Origin of the sequence: Vibrio splendidus, from assembly GCF_002873455.1 — a bacterium.
Taxonomy (GTDB): Bacteria; Pseudomonadota; Gammaproteobacteria; order Enterobacterales; family Vibrionaceae; genus Vibrio; species Vibrio splendidus_J.
The window spans coordinates 40,702-57,235 of the sequence record NZ_MCUN01000001.1 but is presented as its reverse complement, the minus strand read 5'-3'; the positions used below and the strand labels follow the sequence as shown (position 1 = coordinate 57,235).

The 16,534-nt window shown below is 43.0% G+C and carries 12 protein-coding genes and 2 tRNA genes; 6 read left to right on the top strand and 8 right to left on the bottom strand.

What is annotated here, in order from left to right:
* Nucleotides 1-113 precede the first annotated feature (113 nt).
* On the top strand, nt 114-959 hold the full coding sequence (locus BCU75_RS00250) for an ion transporter (protein ID WP_076678329.1): 846 nt from the start codon (nt 114-116) through the stop codon (nt 957-959).
* A 52-nt stretch (nt 960-1,011) separates the two neighbouring features.
* On the opposite strand, the gene asd is transcribed toward BCU75_RS00250, so the two are convergent.
* Entirely contained in the window at nt 1,012-2,130 is a 1,119-nt protein-coding gene (asd, locus tag BCU75_RS00245; protein ID WP_102457869.1) for an aspartate-semialdehyde dehydrogenase, read from the bottom strand.
* 500 nt (nt 2,131-2,630) lie between these two features.
* On the opposite strand from asd, the gene nhaC reads away from it, so the two are divergent.
* Nucleotides 2,631-4,067, top strand: coding sequence for a Na+/H+ antiporter NhaC (nhaC, locus tag BCU75_RS00240; RefSeq protein ID WP_076678326.1), 1,437 nt, complete (start codon nt 2,631-2,633; stop codon nt 4,065-4,067).
* Nucleotides 4,068-4,167: 100 nt separating this feature from the next.
* Here the strand turns inward: nhaC and BCU75_RS00235 are convergent, their stop codons facing one another.
* The 3 genes from BCU75_RS00235 to yejK all read right to left on the bottom strand — a co-directional run bounded on the left by BCU75_RS00235 (nt 4,168) and on the right by yejK (nt 8,014).
* Entirely contained in the window at nt 4,168-5,346 is a 1,179-nt protein-coding gene (locus tag BCU75_RS00235) for a chemotaxis protein (protein ID WP_102472637.1), read from the bottom strand.
* A gap of 76 nt (nt 5,347-5,422) precedes the next feature.
* Nucleotides 5,423-6,904 (bottom strand): Hpt domain-containing protein, encoded by a 1,482-nt coding sequence (locus BCU75_RS00230; RefSeq protein ID WP_102472636.1) that lies wholly within the window; start codon nt 6,902-6,904, stop codon nt 5,423-5,425.
* Between the two features lie 105 nt (nt 6,905-7,009).
* Nucleotides 7,010-8,014: a nucleoid-associated protein YejK gene (gene yejK, locus BCU75_RS00225; RefSeq protein ID WP_017079528.1), complete on the bottom strand. Its 1,005-nt coding sequence runs from the start codon at nt 8,012-8,014 to the stop codon at nt 7,010-7,012.
* Between the two features lie 84 nt (nt 8,015-8,098).
* On the opposite strand from yejK, the gene BCU75_RS00220 reads away from it, so the two are divergent.
* The 3 genes from BCU75_RS00220 (at nt 8,099) to BCU75_RS00210 (ending at nt 10,392) form a co-directional block, all read left to right on the top strand.
* Nucleotides 8,099-8,326: a YejL family protein gene (locus BCU75_RS00220; RefSeq protein ID WP_004734063.1), complete on the top strand. Its 228-nt coding sequence runs from the start codon at nt 8,099-8,101 to the stop codon at nt 8,324-8,326.
* Nucleotides 8,327-8,354: 28 nt separating this feature from the next.
* A complete protein-coding gene (locus BCU75_RS00215; RefSeq protein WP_102472635.1) occupies nt 8,355-10,163 on the top strand; it encodes a DUF3413 domain-containing protein in 1,809 nt (602 codons plus the stop codon).
* Between the two features lie 138 nt (nt 10,164-10,301).
* A tRNA-Ser gene (locus BCU75_RS00210) sits at nt 10,302-10,392 on the top strand.
* 655 nt (nt 10,393-11,047) lie between these two features.
* Here the strand turns inward: BCU75_RS00210 and BCU75_RS00205 are convergent.
* Nucleotides 11,048-12,232: an NnrS family protein gene (locus tag BCU75_RS00205; protein ID WP_102472634.1), complete on the bottom strand. Its 1,185-nt coding sequence runs from the start codon at nt 12,230-12,232 to the stop codon at nt 11,048-11,050.
* Nucleotides 12,233-12,270: 38 nt separating this feature from the next.
* Nucleotides 12,271-12,714: an RrF2 family transcriptional regulator gene (locus BCU75_RS00200; protein WP_102472633.1), complete on the bottom strand. Its 444-nt coding sequence runs from the start codon at nt 12,712-12,714 to the stop codon at nt 12,271-12,273.
* 324 nt (nt 12,715-13,038) lie between these two features.
* On the opposite strand from BCU75_RS00200, the gene BCU75_RS00195 reads away from it, so the two are divergent.
* Nucleotides 13,039-13,129, top strand: a tRNA-Ser gene (locus BCU75_RS00195).
* Between the two features lie 75 nt (nt 13,130-13,204).
* Here BCU75_RS00195 and BCU75_RS00190 read toward each other — a convergent pair.
* Together BCU75_RS00190 and BCU75_RS00185 are read right to left on the bottom strand one after the other, a co-directional pair.
* The gene (locus tag BCU75_RS00190; protein ID WP_076674433.1) at nt 13,205-15,331 is read right to left on the bottom strand and encodes a methyl-accepting chemotaxis protein; all 2,127 of its coding nucleotides are present in this window, start codon (nt 15,329-15,331) and stop codon (nt 13,205-13,207) included.
* A 193-nt stretch (nt 15,332-15,524) separates the two neighbouring features.
* Nucleotides 15,525-16,445: a histone deacetylase family protein gene (locus BCU75_RS00185; protein WP_102472632.1), complete on the bottom strand. Its 921-nt coding sequence runs from the start codon at nt 16,443-16,445 to the stop codon at nt 15,525-15,527.
* Nucleotides 16,446-16,534 lie beyond the last annotated feature (89 nt).

Here is a 16,534-nt window from a genome sequence, read left to right as displayed (position 1 = left end):
CCAAACTGAACTATAGGCGAGGCGAGTAAAGCAATTAGGCTTTCACTCGCCTCGTTATTATGAAGCTTGTATAATGACTGTTAATGCATTTAACAAAAGATGAACCTCTCCTTATGTCACGCAAGCCACTCAAACATCATTTGTACGTTATTATCTTTGGTACCCATACTCCAGCTGGGCGTGCGTTTGATATATCACTGATCGTTGCAATCTTGGCTTCGCTGTTGGTTCTTATCTTAGAGTCCATCCCTAATGTGATGACCGAATGGTCACAACAGCTGCGTTATATCGAATACACTTTTACAGCCCTCTTTACTCTCGAGTATTTGTTGAGACTTTATTGCTCTCCAAAACCAAAATCCTACGCCACCAGCTTTTACGGTGTCGTTGATCTATTGGCGATTCTTCCGACCTACCTAGCGATCATCTTCCCAGGAGCTTCATTTATGGGTGTGGTGAGACTGCTGCGTGTGATGCGTATCTTCCGAATCCTGAAACTGGTTCGCTACCTGCAAGATTCTAATATCTTGTTGCGCTCACTGTTGATGGCACGACGAAAGATACTGATCTTTTTCAGTACAGTGGGTATCTTGGTCGTTATCTTCGGCGCTCTGATCTTTGTTATTGAAGGGCCAGAAAATGGCTTCACCAGTATTCCCCACAGTATTTATTGGGCAATTGTAACCATCACTACAGTTGGCTACGGTGACATGATCCCCCAAACCGCGTTGGGTAAAGCGATCGCTTCGCTTACCATGCTATTGGGTTACTCTATCTTAGCGGTGCCAACCGGGATCATTACCGCAGAACTCAGTAATGAGATGAACTCACACAAAGAGTTGGTTAAGTGCCCGAACTGCAACCGAGCCGGCCATGATTCGGATGCCATGTATTGCAAGCACTGTGCAAGTGAGTTAGCAGATCCAGACAAACGAGTAGTGACCGACGAGATAGAATAAAAAAAAGCGCCCTAAGGCGCTTCTTCGTTAATTATTCTAAAAAATGAGGCAGTTACGCTTTCTCGGCAAGGATAATGCGTAAAGTACGACGTAGTGGTTCTGCAGCACCCCAAAGTAATTGGTCACCAACAGTAAACGCGTTTAGGAAGTCGTTACCCATAGACATCTTACGCAGACGACCTACTGGTACAGACATAGTGCCTGTTACTTTCGCTGGTGTCAGCTCTTGAGCAGTAATGTCACGCTCATTAGGAACCACTTTAACCCAATCATTGTGAGTCGCGATGATCTCTTCAATTTCGTCCATTGGAACGTCTTGCTTAAGCTTAATAGTGAGTGCTTGAGCATGACAACGCATTGCACCGATTCGTACACAAGTACCATCAATCGGGATTGGCTGACCATCTAGGCCAAGAATCTTGTTCGCTTCAACACCTGCTTTCCATTCCTCTTTGCTTTGACCATTTTCACGCTTCACATCGATCCAAGGGATTAGTGAGCCCGCAAGCGGAGCACCAAATTGGTCTGTTGGGAATGAAGATGAACGAATGGTATCAGCGACTTTTTTATCAATATCAAGGATGGAACTTGAAGGGTTTGCTAGTTCTGAACTTACGCTATCGTTGATCACACCCATTTGTGAGATCAGTTCACGCATGTTCTTAGCACCTGCACCAGAAGCCGCTTGGTAAGTCATGGCACTCATCCACTCGACCATACCTTTCTCGTAAAGGCCACCCAAAGCCATAAGCATTAAGCTCACAGTACAGTTACCACCAACGAAAGTGTTAGTACCGCCGTGAATGCCTTGCTGGATTTGAGCCAAGTTAACAGGATCAAGAGTGATGATTGAATCAGCGTCCATACGTAAGGTAGAAGCCGCATCAATCCAGTAACCTTTCCAACCTGCTTGACGCAATGCTGGGTATACTTTTGATGTGTAATCGCCGCCTTGACAGGTAATCACAGCATCAAGCTGTTTTAGGCTATCAATATCAAAAGCGTCTTGAAGTAGACCCGCATCTTTACCACCTAGAACAGGGGCAGGAATACCAATCTGAGATGTGCTGTAATAAACAGGCTCAATCAAGTCGAAGTCTTTCTCTTCAACCATACGTTGCATTAGTACAGAACCAACCATACCGCGCCAACCAACTAGACCTACTCTCATCGCTCACTCTCCATGTATAAATTAAAAATTGCTCTCCCCCATCTATAAGTTTTTCAGAAACAGAACTCAAGCGCTTTTTGTCAAAAAGTGTAACTTTTTCGTTTCTTTTAAGTGAACGTAATGAATCGTGCAGTTATCTCTGTATCGACATTCAATGTCTGGACCATTGTTAAAACACCCATTATCGTCAAATTCAAACATTTACATCGCCAAAACCGCTTGAATCGACACTCATCACAAACAGTAAATCCCACTTTTAAACCAAGGTTAATCAGAATTATATTTTACAAAACGAAAACAACACGCGACAAACCTCAACATGTAGCAATCATGAATTTAACAAAATTTCAGATTATGAAACCACAATTGATTGAGTTAACAGTCAAATATCACAACTTGGGCGTATTTTTTCGATATAATAAACTAATTACTGTAGTGTCCGTTTTGCACCACACACTATAACGAAGCACTATAAATGCTCGAATTAACAAGAGGCTTTTATGAAGCAGAGTAAAACTCGCCTACCGAACCTATTACAGGTATTCATCGCGTTAGGACTATTTCTATCCCTTGCTTTTTCCTTTACAGCAAAGCTTGACCTTCCAATTCAACTTGCCTTGTATATTGGTTGGTTCATTATCATGGTTCTTGGTATTCGTCTTGGCCACGAATACAAAGACTTAGAAAAAGCAGCACTCAAAGGAATATCCAATGGCTTAGGCGCAGTTTTAATACTTTTAGCCGTTGGCGCTCTTGTTGGTACTTGGATCTCAGGCGGGATCGTACCTACTATCATTTACTATGGTCTGAAAGCTATCCACCCTTCTATCTTCCTTTTAGCGACCATGATCATCTGTTCTCTAACCGCATTGGCGACCGGTACGTCTTGGGGTGCTGCGGGTACTGCAGGCATCGCGATGATGGGTATTGGCCAAGGCTTAGGTGTTCCAGCACCAATTACAGCGGGTGCGGTGCTATCAGGTTGTTACTTCGGTGACAAGATGTCTCCACTTTCTGATTCAGTGATTCTGGCTTCTTCAATGTCTGGTGTCGAAGTGGTTGAACACATCAAAGGCATGCTGCCTGTTGCGCTAATCAGCTACATTATTACTGGCATCATGTTTACTGCGTTTGGTTTCCACTACGCAGGTAATGTTGACATGAGCCAAGTAGATTCTGTCATCAAAGCAATGGAAGTTCAGTTCTACATCACGCCTTACTCATTCGTTCCAGTACTTATCGTGCTTGGCCTATTGGCTTTCCGCATGCCCTCATTCCCAGTAATCAGCTTTGGTTCTCTGCTGGGTATTATCTGGGCAGTCATGATCCAAGAGATCGACTTCCTAACGGCATTCAACACTGCTTGGGCACCGTTCTCTATCTCATCTGGCGTAGAATTCATTGATTCAATTCTTAACCGTGGTGGCATGTCTTCAATGCTTGGTTCGGTTGCGGTTATCGTATTTGGTCTAGGTTTTGGTGGCTTACTGGATAAAGTGGGTGTACTAGAGACAATTGCTAAAGTGTTCGAGCGCCGTGTAAACAGCGCAGGTTCTCTAGCAACGAGCACAATTGGTACGGCTTTCATGGGTAACGTGTTCGGTTCTGCGATGTACGTATCGTTAATCCTTACGCCAAAAATCTGTGCGAAGAACTACGACCGCTTGGGCTACAAACGTAAGAACCTATCTCGTAATGCTGAGTTTGGTGGCACGTTAACGTCAGGCATGGTTCCTTGGAGTGATAACGGTATCTACATGGCGAGTATTCTAGGCGTTGCAACGCTCTCTTATGCACCGTTCATGTGGTTGAGCTTCATCTGTATCCTCGTGACTATCGTAACGTCTTACATGGGTTGGTTCGTTGATAAGTGTGAGCCAACGGCACCAGCAGTTGAAACTGAAGAAGCGGCAGAGCTTACTAAGCAGCAAGCATAAGTTAATGCCTCAGAGCTTTAGAAAGTAAGTACAAAGACGTTAATGATATAAATGCAAAAAGAGCGCCCTAGAGCGCTCTTTTTTTGATCTACTGGTTCATCTATTTATTTATGGTTCGCTTACCCAGCCAGTAACCGATGCCTAACGGTGCAAAGAACACCACTAAGATAAACAGGATGAAGTAGATAATCACACCTTTGATTAAGTCCATAAGTTTATCAATCGCGAGTACCACCACCTCTTGAGATACGCGGTCAAGGTCTTGCGTAAACAACTCCCTTTCTGAAGTCACGATACCTGCAATCTCGATGCGCTCTTTCGCAATCATATCTACCAGAGCTTCTCTTTCACGTGTCACCATTTTTTCTAACGCCACACGCTCTTCAGTGAGCATCGCTAATTTTTGGTCTGTCTTGTCGCTAAGGTCGTTTAGCAATGGCTGCATTTCTGTCGACATAATAGAAGCCAGCGTTTGCATGTACTCCGGATTATTTTCAATGAAGTCTTGCATGCTTGCCGACGTTTGACGAAGGCTTTCTAATGTCATAGACAAGTCTTCACCCGTTAGTGAGCTGTTCAGAGCGACTAACTCCGCTTTCCAAGACATCAATTTTGGTGTTTGATCTGCCATCAAGCTTAAACGGTCTGATGCATCGTTCATCGCCTCTGGCATGGTTCCTAAGCTCTGGACGATTTGTGACTCGTCTTTACCAAGATAGGTCAGCCATTCACGGTAAGCGGGTGTGCTTCTGAATGTGAGATCTTTAAATGGGTGGCTAGCAGCAAACTGCGCAACGAACGCTTTGCTGTTCTTGAAATCACTCGAGCTCAATACACCCTTTGCCAGTTTCTCTGCTTCTTGTTCCAGAAAGTGAGCCGTTTTTACCGCATCATCCGTCGCGAACAGGACAGCACCATCACCTTGGCGATAAAACTGATTCATTTGGGCAGTGAACACCCACGAGTCGATTAAGGCAGACATCGGTGAAGTTTGATAAGCAGCTTGCTGTAAGCCCTGCTCTGAATGAATCTTCCAAAGCAACACATAAGATTGATGTAAGGTGTCATCGGCAGGGTAAGATTGAGCGATGAGATCTGCGGAGTCTTCTACTCGCGTAAAAAACATTTTCGCGTATTCACGCGTCATGATTCGAGCATTCAGCTCTTGTTGACTAAGAGGTGTCGTTTGACTATCTAACTTAACTTCTAAGAGAGAACAACCACTTAGCAAGATACTAAGCACCAACACCATCCAACTTCGACTCGAAACTCGTAACATGTAAACCTCTGACAAAGACTAAGGCCGCGGATTGTATGAGCACTTCGTCAGAGTATTGTCAAAATTCCTACAAAAGTTAACGCTGCTTATCTAAATATTCAAACGCGGCATCTATAGAAGCTTTTATTGCTGCCTCTAGCTCTTTTAAATCGTGTTCACTAATGGCTCTCGACTGTTTCATTGTCATTTCTATAGTCGCTGCAATGATAGCTAATCGAGACGCTTTGATACTACCAGCTACGCCCTTCAAGCTATGTACAATACGAGCAGCAGAGGTTTCATCTTTAATGAGAAGAGATTTGAACTTCGTGTAGTCATCAGCGTGATCTTGTACAAAGACGCCGAGCAGCAATTCAACAGACTCAGCATCACCATCGAGCGTTTCTAACATGTCTTCAATATCTATCGCAGGCTTTGAATCTGTCACACTGGGGATGTGTTTCTCTGCCACTGGAGCTTCCTCAGTGTTCCGCTTAACAATTTGCTGAACTGTAACGTTCACGCTCTTTTGAGGTTGAGATTGAGATTGAGAGGCGGAATGTGTGCTCATTGGCGTAACACTCGATACGGAAGCGTCATTACTTGATTGTTTCACCGCAGAAGAAGCAATGTCGTAGTGAGAAGCTGTTTTATTGCGAGAAGCAGTATTGCTACGAGAACCATTATTGCTACGAGAACCAGTTTTGCTACGAGAACCAGAGAGAGCATTTTCCCTACTTGAATCGGTTACTGATTCAGGACTCTGTTTTTTGTCTGCTTGTTGAACCAATTTTTTCGATCTAACGCCCCACAACACTAATGTGATCATCGTGACCAAGCTTAAACCTAGCATCACTAGCAATAGGTTAAACTGACGGTCATGAAATTCAGCTTCAAGTTCAATAATCTGTTCGTTCACCGAGTTTTTCTTGATTTTATCGACCAAATAATTGAGCTGAGCGTAATCACTCAACAACGCTGAAGCATCAGCTAATAACTGTTGCAGTGCGTCTTGCTCTTCACTCTTCAATGAATAAGATTTTTCTAAGATAGAATCAAACGCACGATAAGTGGCTGATGAGCTTTGGTTATCGGAATACATCGCTTCAAAAATAACGACTCCGAATTCGTTGAGTAGCGGCTTTAGCTTAGGGGAAAGTTCGGTATCCGCGCGTAATACCTTAATGTTATCGACAATATCTTGAACCTGACTTTCTATAGGAATGAATTCATCAAATTTTTCTAGAAATTGATCAGCCACGTAAAGCAGTTGGTTTACATCAGGGCGAAACAAGGCGTGTTGGAAATCAGATTCGATCTGCAGTCGGATCGAATAAACCAACTGAGCATCAAGTGCTAATTCATTGATACGAGAGACTCGCAGCGGCTCAGAGAAGTAAAGCGATTGCCTTAATTCATTGACGCGAATACCGAGTTCTTCAATTTGAGCAAGAGAATTAGTGTAGGAACGGCTTAGATTAAGAAGAGCCAATGAAGGAAGTAGCCACAGAGCCAAGATAACAACCAAGAAAGTGGCCGGTTTTTTAAAACGTTTGGGCTTTGTTACTGATTGTTCCATCTATATTCCTTGTGCGTGTTAACTTGAAGCCATGACACTTGCTAAAAGACTAAGCACAAAACAAGCGACAGCATCTTGCTGCCGCTTTTACTCGTTAACTTCGGACTATGACTTATTGCGAGTCAGTTGGTCACGTAAGTTAGGCGGTGTGCCTTTAATCGTTAGCGTGTCTGTCTCCGGGTCGTAAAAGATACGTTCGCCTAGAAGCAGACTATCAAAACTAACATTCAAACCGCCACCAGCACCAACAAATTTTGTTAGTTTACGCATAGTTGCGCGATCAGCGGGAAAACTATCTTCTAACTCGTAGCCTTGCTCACTAGTATAGTCAAAGAAGCTTGTACCATCAGTGCTTGCTGGCAGTTCTCCAGAAAGTTCACGAACTTGAACTTCATCGCCCGCTTTTAGCTGTTCGTTACAGTAATCCGCAACCTGCTTTTTATAGCTGATCGCTTCTTCTTTTTCTAACTTAGAGTCTGAAACGAAATCTTCTACCGCTTGCATCAGTACTTGGTTTTGCTGTTTCGCATCCAAACCGACTTCAGCTTGTAAGAAATCTAAGAAGAAATCCGCGACTTTACGACCAACACGTCCTTTAATGTAAGTTAAGTAACGGTTTGACTCTTTGTCTGTGTCGTATGTTGAAAGGTCAAGGCGCGCCACAATATCCATCTTTGAGATATCAAGGTAATCAGTCGCACTGATGTCTAGCCCTTCAGTCACTTTCAAACTTTGGTTCGAAGGCAGTAAACCGATGAAAAGGTAGTCTGTCGCCAGTGATTGGTATTCAGCGAGTACCAAAGTGCCTTCGTCAGCAAATGGGTATTTCGATAACTCATCTTTTAGACGTAGCGCACTTTTTTGAGAGAAATCATAGAAACTTTGCTCTCCCGCTCGAAATTCATGCAACGACTGCTGGAATTCGCTGTCGGATTTGAAAGAACCAAACCCTTTGCCTGCTTTTGAATTAAAAACACGGTGAAGTTCAGCAACTAGGCTTTCAGATGAAGCATCGTTCTCTAGAGATTCAGCACGATAGTTAACAATCAGTTCATCCTGATCGTTCTTGCTCAGCTGGTGTAAAATTACGTTGGAAAGGTGAAGGCTCATAGTGAAAATATTACCGTTCAGGTTTCAGTTGTCGTGCATAGTAGGTTATCATAAGCCGCTTTTACTATCATTATTAGAGTCCTTATGCCGATTATATCTAAATACACAGATGATCAAGTTGAAAAAATCCTAGCTGAAGTAGGTGCTGTACTAACAAAGCACAAAGCTTCACCAGAACTTTCGCTGATGATCGCTGGAAATATCGCAACCAATGTCTTAAATCAGAATGTTGCTGCTTCACAACGCAAAGGAATTGCTGAAAAATTTGCCGAAGCTTTAATTTCTTCTCTTGAAGATAAAAAGTCTCACTAAATTTGATTGACGGATAAAAGAATTATAAATGGTAGACAGCGCAAACTCATATAGCGATCGCGTATCTCGACTTGTTGGTTGGGGTCACTGGTTTGCATTTTTCAACATCATTGCTGCGATGTTGATTGGTACTCGTTATATTACTCAATCTGCTTGGCCAGAAACCCTATTGGGTCAATTTTATTTGGCTGCATCATGGGTTGGTCATTTCGGCTTTTTAGTATTCGCGCTTTATCTATTAGTGCTGTTTCCGCTTACTTTTGTTCTTCCGTCGAGGAAGTTATTACGTTTGGTTGCCGTTTGCTTTGCAACCATAGGTTTAACTGTCCTACTGATTGATACCCAAACGTATCAAAATATAAACCTCCACCTGACACCTGTCGTGTGGGAGGTTTTATTCAGTGGAGAGGAGTCTGCATTCACGTCTGATTTGCAACACCTCTTCATTGTTATGCCGCTTATCTTCTTGTTACAGCTAGGTCTGTCTGAGTGGGTTTGGCGTAAGCAACGTAAACTGTCTCATAAACACATTGGCCGTCCAATTACTGCCGTCTTCTTCTTGTGTTTTATCAGTAGCCACTTGACCTACATGTGGGCTGATGCGTATTTCTACAACCCAATTACTAGCCAGAAAGCGAACTTCCCACTGTCATACCCAATGACAGCGAAAAGCTTTATGGAAAAACATGGCCTATTAGACCGTGAAGAATATTTACAGCGTTTAGAAGCCAACAAAGAGAACGTAAACTTAGTTAGCTACCCGCTCGAAAAAATTCAATACAACCGCCGCAGTGACGATCTTAACATTCTGATGGTGAGTGTGAACAACCTTCGCTCTGATGCACTCAATGCCACAGCGATGCCAAACAGCTATGCCTACGCACAACAATCGACCAACTTCACCAATCACTACAGTTCAAGTAACGATATGTTTGGTATTTTCGGCTTGTTTTACGGCCTGCCGAGCAGCTACGCGAGTAGCATCGAAGCACAAGGGTCAAGTGCAGTACTGTTAGATGTATTAGATAATCACAATTATAAGTTTGCTGCTTTCAGTGGTGATAACTTTGACGACACACTTTACTCGGATATCATCTTCCGAGGCCGTGATGTGATGCCAGAGCAAGCAACGCATGATGACCAGAGTGCAATCAAGGCTTGGTCTGACTGGATTCAATCACCGCAAGCTAAACGCCCTTGGTTTAACTTTATTGAACTGACCACACTGGATAACTTCGCTAGCTACGATTCAAGTTCAGAGTCAGACTCAACGTTAACCATAGCGGAACGTTTTGCTGCAGACTATCAAAAGTCAGCTCACGCAGCCGATACTCAGCTAGCAACAATCTACGCTGAACTGGAACGCTTAGAGCTAACCGACAACACGGTGGTTATCATTACCTCTAATCACGGTACTGAGTTTAACGAAACTAAAACCAACAGCTGGGGCGCAAACTCCAACTACAGTCGCTATCAGTTACAAGTGCCACTTTTTATCAACTGGCCTGGTAAGTCTGCTTCTGAATATACTCACCGTTCGAGTCACTTAGATGTATCTGTCACACTGATGCAAGAACTGCTGGGTGTATCTTCAAACCCAACAGACTTCAGCAGCGGTCGTAGCCTGTTTGATGAACGTAAGAGAAAATGGATACTAGCGGGCGATTCTCGTGAATTGGCGCTTGTTACCGAGAAGCAAACGACGGTGTTAGATAAATTTGGAAACTACAAGCTGTACGACCAAAACTACAAACGCCTAAAAGATGTAAGCCCTCGCTTACCTGTATTAATGCAAGGCCTGACTGAGCTACAGCGTTTCTACACAAAAAATGACTAAATGATCATCAGTTAAAAAAGGGAAGCTCATTGCTTCCCTTTTTTATTGCCGCTAATGACTAGAAAATAAGCAACCAAACAAGATTATGATAATAAAGGGTTTACAAGGAACTCTCCCCCTTATATTATGCACGCCACTGGAGGGATGGCTGAGTGGTCGAAAGCACCGGTCTTGAAAACCGGCAACCGTTAATAGCGGTTCTAGGGTTCAAATCCCTATCCCTCCACCACATTAAAGAAAGCCGCTGAGAAATCAGCGGCTTTTTTGTATCTAGCGTATGGTCATCGAACCTAACGTTTGAGTCTAACCACTAACCATTCCCGAAACCGCATTTTAGTTAACTGATTGAAGCCTGTTCCCCACTACCTGAAACCTTTCATCAATATATTATTATTTGAATATCACTAACTCCAACGTAATAAATACTCTTCGTATTCAAACCACAGACTTAAGCATTAAGCAATTCGGCGCTACGTACTGAAAGGTATGAGCAAGCTAGCGATGAATGTCATTCAAGCACAGAAGTTCACTTGAAAGGGTCGAATTCAATGACGTGATTTAGTCGTGTCTAAACTCTCGTCATGAAGCCATAAAAACAAAAAAAATCCAGAGGCTTCATCGAAGTCTCTGGATTCTTAAATTTTGCTTGAGCGTTGCTTTAATTAAGCGTTTTCTTGCTTAGTCTCTTGCTGCTCTGCTTGTTTCTTTTGTTCAGCTTCTTTTGCTTTTTCTTCGTGGTTTGAACCACCACATCCGCCACAACAGCTCATAATCATGCTCTCTTTGATTGTATTTAAATAACTCACTCAGGTCATAATATTAAAGATGCATTTTAAATGCAACTTTAATATTGGTCGAATTACCTACTTATTATCTTGGAGTATTTAAGCCTTTGGTTTTATTAGAATTGGTAAGTACAACACAACGAAACAACTGTACGCGACAACCCACAGAGCACTGGATAAGGTGATGATAGAGACAATATTATTGGTAAAGTATCCACCAAACACTCGAACAATAAAGGCAAAAATAATGGCGACTAACGCCGCAGTCATTATATTACCAATCGCAATAGTTCGACCGGTATGTCCTAAAGACACACGTGAGATCATTGATAAGATCATCACACCCATTCCACCAACGGTTAAGGCATGAATGGCTTGTGATTGCGTGACCAATGGCGAAATGATCGAAACGCCAAATAAGATCAATCCTAACGAAATTGCCCAGTAGCTTAAATGTAAAGACCACACAAGGGGAGTCTTAAAAGCCACCCATACTTTCCACCTTACCGCCCTAATCGCATTTGCCAAGCCACTGACAATAAACACGAAAGCAACAAGATTTTGGGGGACTGGAAGTATCTGAAAGCTCAACACAACAGCCAAAATGGTACTCACAATGCTCAGCTTTTCGAGCCATGGTAATGCAGGGGTTCGTGGCGTCTGTGTGCCATTCGCGGTAAACATAGGAAAGACTCGTCCACCCATAATGCACATCACTAAAGTGACCAATAACACCATGCTTGTGCTAGCTTGTGAAATTAAGAGTGGCTGCTGAAATAGAACACCATAGTGCATAGCGGCATTGGCAAAAGTCATAAGCAGCAGAATAGGAATGAACAGCAGATTTCGCCAAAGCTTCACGCTGACAATATTGTGAGCAAGATAAATTATAGCGATAGGCAAAAACAGTAAATCGAGTCCAGCTACCAACCAATGGCTTAGCACATCAGGTAGGAGCATCGCTATTCTCGCACACAACCAGATAGCCAAAAGTATCATTAACCCACGTCCGTTAATACTGCGGACACCCGTCCAGTTTTGTACGGCCGTCAGTAGAAAACCAACCACTACAGTGGCTGCAAAGCCAAATAACATTTCATGAATATGCCACCACATTGCACCTCCATAAACATTTAGGCTTGTGCTGCCATTCCAAAAAGCAGCCCAACCAACTAATGCTGCAATACTAAAAAGTGATGCAAACAAGAAAAATGGTCGAAACGCGAGTTCGAAAAATGCCGTCATTGAAACGCCATTGTTGGGGTTTTGATTTAAATCTTTCATCATCGTAAACCTAGTGAGTAAACAAAACTTGCTTACTTTTAAATAACTTCAACCGCCAAGAGTTGCCCTAGCTTGTAGCTGTGCCCTTCACCGAGGAGATCTTGCAAGCTATAAGCGTCTAAGCTCTTGTAAAAACACTCTTGAGCTTCAGCAAAGATAGTTTTCAATTGGCAATTTGGTGTAATGACACAGTTATTATCCTCGCCAAAACATTCAACCAAATTACGTTTGTCTTCTAACTCTCGAACTAACGTACCTATGTTGATCTGACTTGGATGGCAACTGAGTTTCAAACCACCATTTTTTCCTCTTGTGGCGATCAGATGTCCTTTGAGGTTGAGTTGCTGAACGATCTTCATTAAATGGTTTTTAGAAATACCATAACTGTTAGCAATGTCGCCGATGGTGCTAAGAGATTGGTTGTTGATCGCTAAATAGATCAGAACTCGTAGGGAATAATCAGTGTAACGTGTGATATGCATGGTGGATATTTCACTCTATAAGATGCATTCATTATGAATCTTATAGACAGCAAAGGCAAGTTAACCCTAATGAGGAATGGTGGCTACACACCAAAAGCTAAGGCTTCGGTCCTAATTACGTTCCTCACATCAGTTGTATTAGATCCTTTCTCCATTTTCCTTCCTCAAACGATACCTAATCCCTTAAGTCGAAACGATCAGGAACATTTTTCGATGTATTTTCACTCTAACCATATAAAAATGCACAAACTTGTTCATAAAAAAAGCAGTCAGTTCATAAGGGTATTTACAAGCGAATCACACCCCTATATTATTCGCGCCATTGGAGGGATGGCTGAGTGGTCGAAAGCACCGGTCTTGAAAACCGGCAACCGTTAATAGCGGTTCTAGGGTTCAAATCCCTATCCCTCCACCACATTAAAGAAAGCCGCTGAGAAATCAGCGGCTTTTTTGTATCTGGCGTTTACGTAAAGAGCTTACGTAGTTTCTACTACGCCACCTTTCGGCTCACTTCAAAGCGTCCAATCAATTGGTCTAAGCGGCTCAATGCATTGCCCATCAAAGAAACTCGACGTGCGAGTTGCTTAGTAGACAGTTGTAAGTCAGATATTGAACGTTGGGCTTTATCTGCCGTTTGTCCGTTTTTCTGACTGTTCTCATCTAGATTAGACATCGTGGTAAAGAGGTCACTCACCGCTGCTTGAATTTGTTCACTGCGGGCGTTTGAGTCTACTGTTAAGTTTCCCTTACTCACATTTTCCACGCCTCGCTCCATAGACTCAACAGCACTGCGAGACTTACTATGCAACTCTTTCATTAGGTCACTAATATGGTTCGCAGCTTGTGAGGTGCGGTCAGCCAGTGTTCTTACTTCAGAAGCGACGACAGAGAACCCTCTCCCGTGTTCACCTGCTCTTGCCGACTCGATTGCCGCATTCAAGGCCAAAAGGTTAGTCTGCGCGGTGATGTCAGTAATGATATCTATAATGTCAGACACTTTGGTCATTTCATTATTCACCTCATTCACACTATGTGCCGAGCTTTCTACGATATTGCGAACAATCTCCATGCCTTCGACGGACTGATTGTACTCCTTCTCCGCGCTCAGGACGGCTTGTTTCATCACCGTGTCCATTTGCGTTGCTGAAACACTCGCATGAGTAATTTCACTCTGTTGATACTGACTCAACTGAAGCATATTGCTTAACGCTTGTGATGCATCATCGCTGGTTTGCTTCATCACGACACTGCGACGAAACATCGATTCCGAAACCTCTCTAACTTCGTGACTCGCATGGATCAACTCACTCACCGTGTTATCTAAATTGTCGATAAAACTGTTAGTCCAGCGCCCTAAGTTGCCAAGTTCATTATGACTGAATGTGGTGGGATCAAGTCTCCGACTTAAGTTGCCATCACCTTCGGCTAAGGTCTGCATTACCCCGGTCATTTCGTGAATCTTCTTCGCTAGTGGTTTGGCGCTAACTAAACGGAATAAGCCCAATGAAAGCAACGCGCAAGCGAACATAATGCCACTCTGCATAAAAGGTGTGAGTGTATAAAGGTTGGCAAACAGTAATGGAATAAATAGAGGCAGTAGCATGCAGCTGATGAAGTGTTTAGATAAGGTATAACTTAGGCTTCGGTCTCTGTAGACCTCTTCTAAATCGGACTCACACATCATGCCAAAGGTATCTGGTGAACCATCCAATTGAAAAGTGATACCTTTGCCAATAACGGGTATGTGGCGATAGTCAGAATACCCCGGATAACCAATAAACAAGTTATTGCCATTTTTAATGGTTTCTCTTACGCCTGGGTGAAGTTGATTAGTGGCTGGATCTGTAAAGCGAATCTCAAATTCGGTGTGCTGCTGAATCTTAACCGTTCCCCAATCAGTATGAATCCCCTGCTTTAAGTTCTCGCCGTGTGAAAAGGTATTATCTTCAAAGCGAGAACGAGAGAGCGCAACACCCGGCTGAGTATGAGGATCATGAATGGAGTCGACCATAAAGATATAGTTATCACCCGACTCACTATAAATATGCCCCGCTTCTCTCTGAATAATGTCACCAATAACATCATTTGGAACCCGGCCACATAAGAACTGCTGTGGCCCTTCATCCCGAGAAAAGGGGACATAAAACATCAGCGTCACTTGGTCATGGAACGATGAACTCGAGGCCCCTACGTTCAACGTGCGTGGATCCATATACGGCCCATGAAGATAACGCTTTGAAGCACCTTCGGCTAAAGCCTTCTTATCTGCGAGAGTGGCTCCGATATGGTCGTGATAACTCGATGCTTGCGCGATACCTTTAGAATCGACGATCGCCAACTCAGAAAAATCCGTACTGCGTTTAAGAAGGCTAGCTAACGTCCCCTGAGCTTGCTCTTCCGTTCGACTTGCCAAATAAACAGCAGAGTCTTCTAAAAAATCCCATTGATTCTTGACCCAGTTATGCAGAAGTTGAACTCGCGTGTGAGCAATACTTTCAAAAGCTTGTTCAAGTTCCTTCGTCCTACTTCGATTGAGGAAACAAGCTCTGCGCATAGCCAGTTTTCCTGTTACGCCAAACCAATTAAGCCAACTACGTTCCTTGTCCGTCAGGTTCATTTTTATCCCTTGTGTTTTTATATACACATGGGTAAAGCAATTTACAGACCACAATTAATCATACAAATACCCAACTAATTAATAAAAAAGTACTTTATATAAATCACAATGGTGCAATCGTGTCTTTTATGGTGCAAGAGGCGCTTATTTCACACCATCATTTCAATGAGCTATCAGGCGCTAATTTGAGAGGTTAACCGTAAACATGATAAGCCGCTTTTAACAGCTGCATATGAACCGGAACCAGATCTTGGTGCTGAGTACGATACCCTCCGCCCACTACGCACGCCATTGGAATAGACTCTGATTTCGCTAATTCAATCATGAAACAGTCGCGTTTAAATATCCCTTGCGTCGAAACGTTCAAGTAGCCCAGTTCATCATCTTGATGGATATCGATCCCTGCATCATAAATAATCAGATCAGGTTGATGGTGAGCAATCGCTAACTTAGTGACTTGTTCAAAACAACGCAAAAACTCTTCATCTTCTGTTTCACGACTTAACGGAACATCTAAATCAGACAACGGTTTTCGTGCAGGAAAGTTTTTGTCGCAGTGGAATGACAGAGTAATGATGTCGTCATTCTCTTGGCAAAGAGTCGCTGTACCATCACCATGATGAACATCGCTGTCGACGATCAGCACTTTATCGATATGTTCAAAGGTCAGCGCATGTTTTGCTGCTAACACCAGATCGTTCAACAAACAAAAGCCGCTACCAAAATCATGATGCGCGTGATGATAACCACCACTCAAATGAATCGCTAAACCACTCTCTATTGCCACTTCAGCGGCCAAGCAGGTTCCACCACTTGAGTAGAGTGTTCTCTCAATAAGTTGTTCACTCCAGGGGAACCCGATGCGTCTCATCTTTGCTGCGGGCAAATTACCAGAAACAAGCAAATCCACATACTCACTATCGTGAACCTGTTTTACCTGTTCAACCGAAACAGGCTTTGGTTGGAACACTTCAAACTGACTCTTCCATAGAGGATCGCTATCCATTAACGCTTCAACAGCACTGTGTAACAACTGATATTTATTAATCGGGTAACGGTGCCCTTCAGGTAAGGGTAACTGTGAATAAATTGGATGGTAAATTAAAGGGATCATAATCAAGTTAATTGCGTAGCTTTCTCAAAATCATAACAGTCTCAGACTTGGCGACAACCTTAATTAATGATAATAATTATCATTAGCTT

Excerpts from the sequence above, each read along its gene's own strand:
- asd (WP_102457869.1), bottom strand. The coding sequence starts at position 2,130 with ATGAGAGTAGGTCTAGTTGGTTGGCGCGGTATGGTTGGTTCTGTACTA.
- BCU75_RS00230 (WP_102472636.1), bottom strand. The coding sequence starts at position 6,904 with ATGGAACAATCAGTAACAAAGCCCAAACGTTTTAAAAAACCGGCCACT.
- BCU75_RS00200 (WP_102472633.1), bottom strand. The coding sequence starts at position 12,714 with ATGCATATCACACGTTACACTGATTATTCCCTACGAGTTCTGATCTAT.
- BCU75_RS00235 (WP_102472637.1), bottom strand. The coding sequence starts at position 5,346 with ATGTTACGAGTTTCGAGTCGAAGTTGGATGGTGTTGGTGCTTAGTATC.
- BCU75_RS00220 (WP_004734063.1), top strand. The coding sequence starts at position 8,099 with ATGCCGATTATATCTAAATACACAGATGATCAAGTTGAAAAAATCCTA.
- yejK (WP_017079528.1), bottom strand. The coding sequence starts at position 8,014 with ATGAGCCTTCACCTTTCCAACGTAATTTTACACCAGCTGAGCAAGAAC.
- BCU75_RS00215 (WP_102472635.1), top strand. The coding sequence starts at position 8,355 with ATGGTAGACAGCGCAAACTCATATAGCGATCGCGTATCTCGACTTGTT.
- BCU75_RS00185 (WP_102472632.1), bottom strand. The coding sequence starts at position 16,445 with ATGATCCCTTTAATTTACCATCCAATTTATTCACAGTTACCCTTACCT.
- nhaC (WP_076678326.1), top strand. The coding sequence starts at position 2,631 with ATGAAGCAGAGTAAAACTCGCCTACCGAACCTATTACAGGTATTCATC.
- BCU75_RS00190 (WP_076674433.1), bottom strand. The coding sequence starts at position 15,331 with ATGAACCTGACGGACAAGGAACGTAGTTGGCTTAATTGGTTTGGCGTA.
- BCU75_RS00250 (WP_076678329.1), top strand. The coding sequence starts at position 114 with ATGTCACGCAAGCCACTCAAACATCATTTGTACGTTATTATCTTTGGT.
- BCU75_RS00205 (WP_102472634.1), bottom strand. The coding sequence starts at position 12,232 with ATGAAAGATTTAAATCAAAACCCCAACAATGGCGTTTCAATGACGGCA.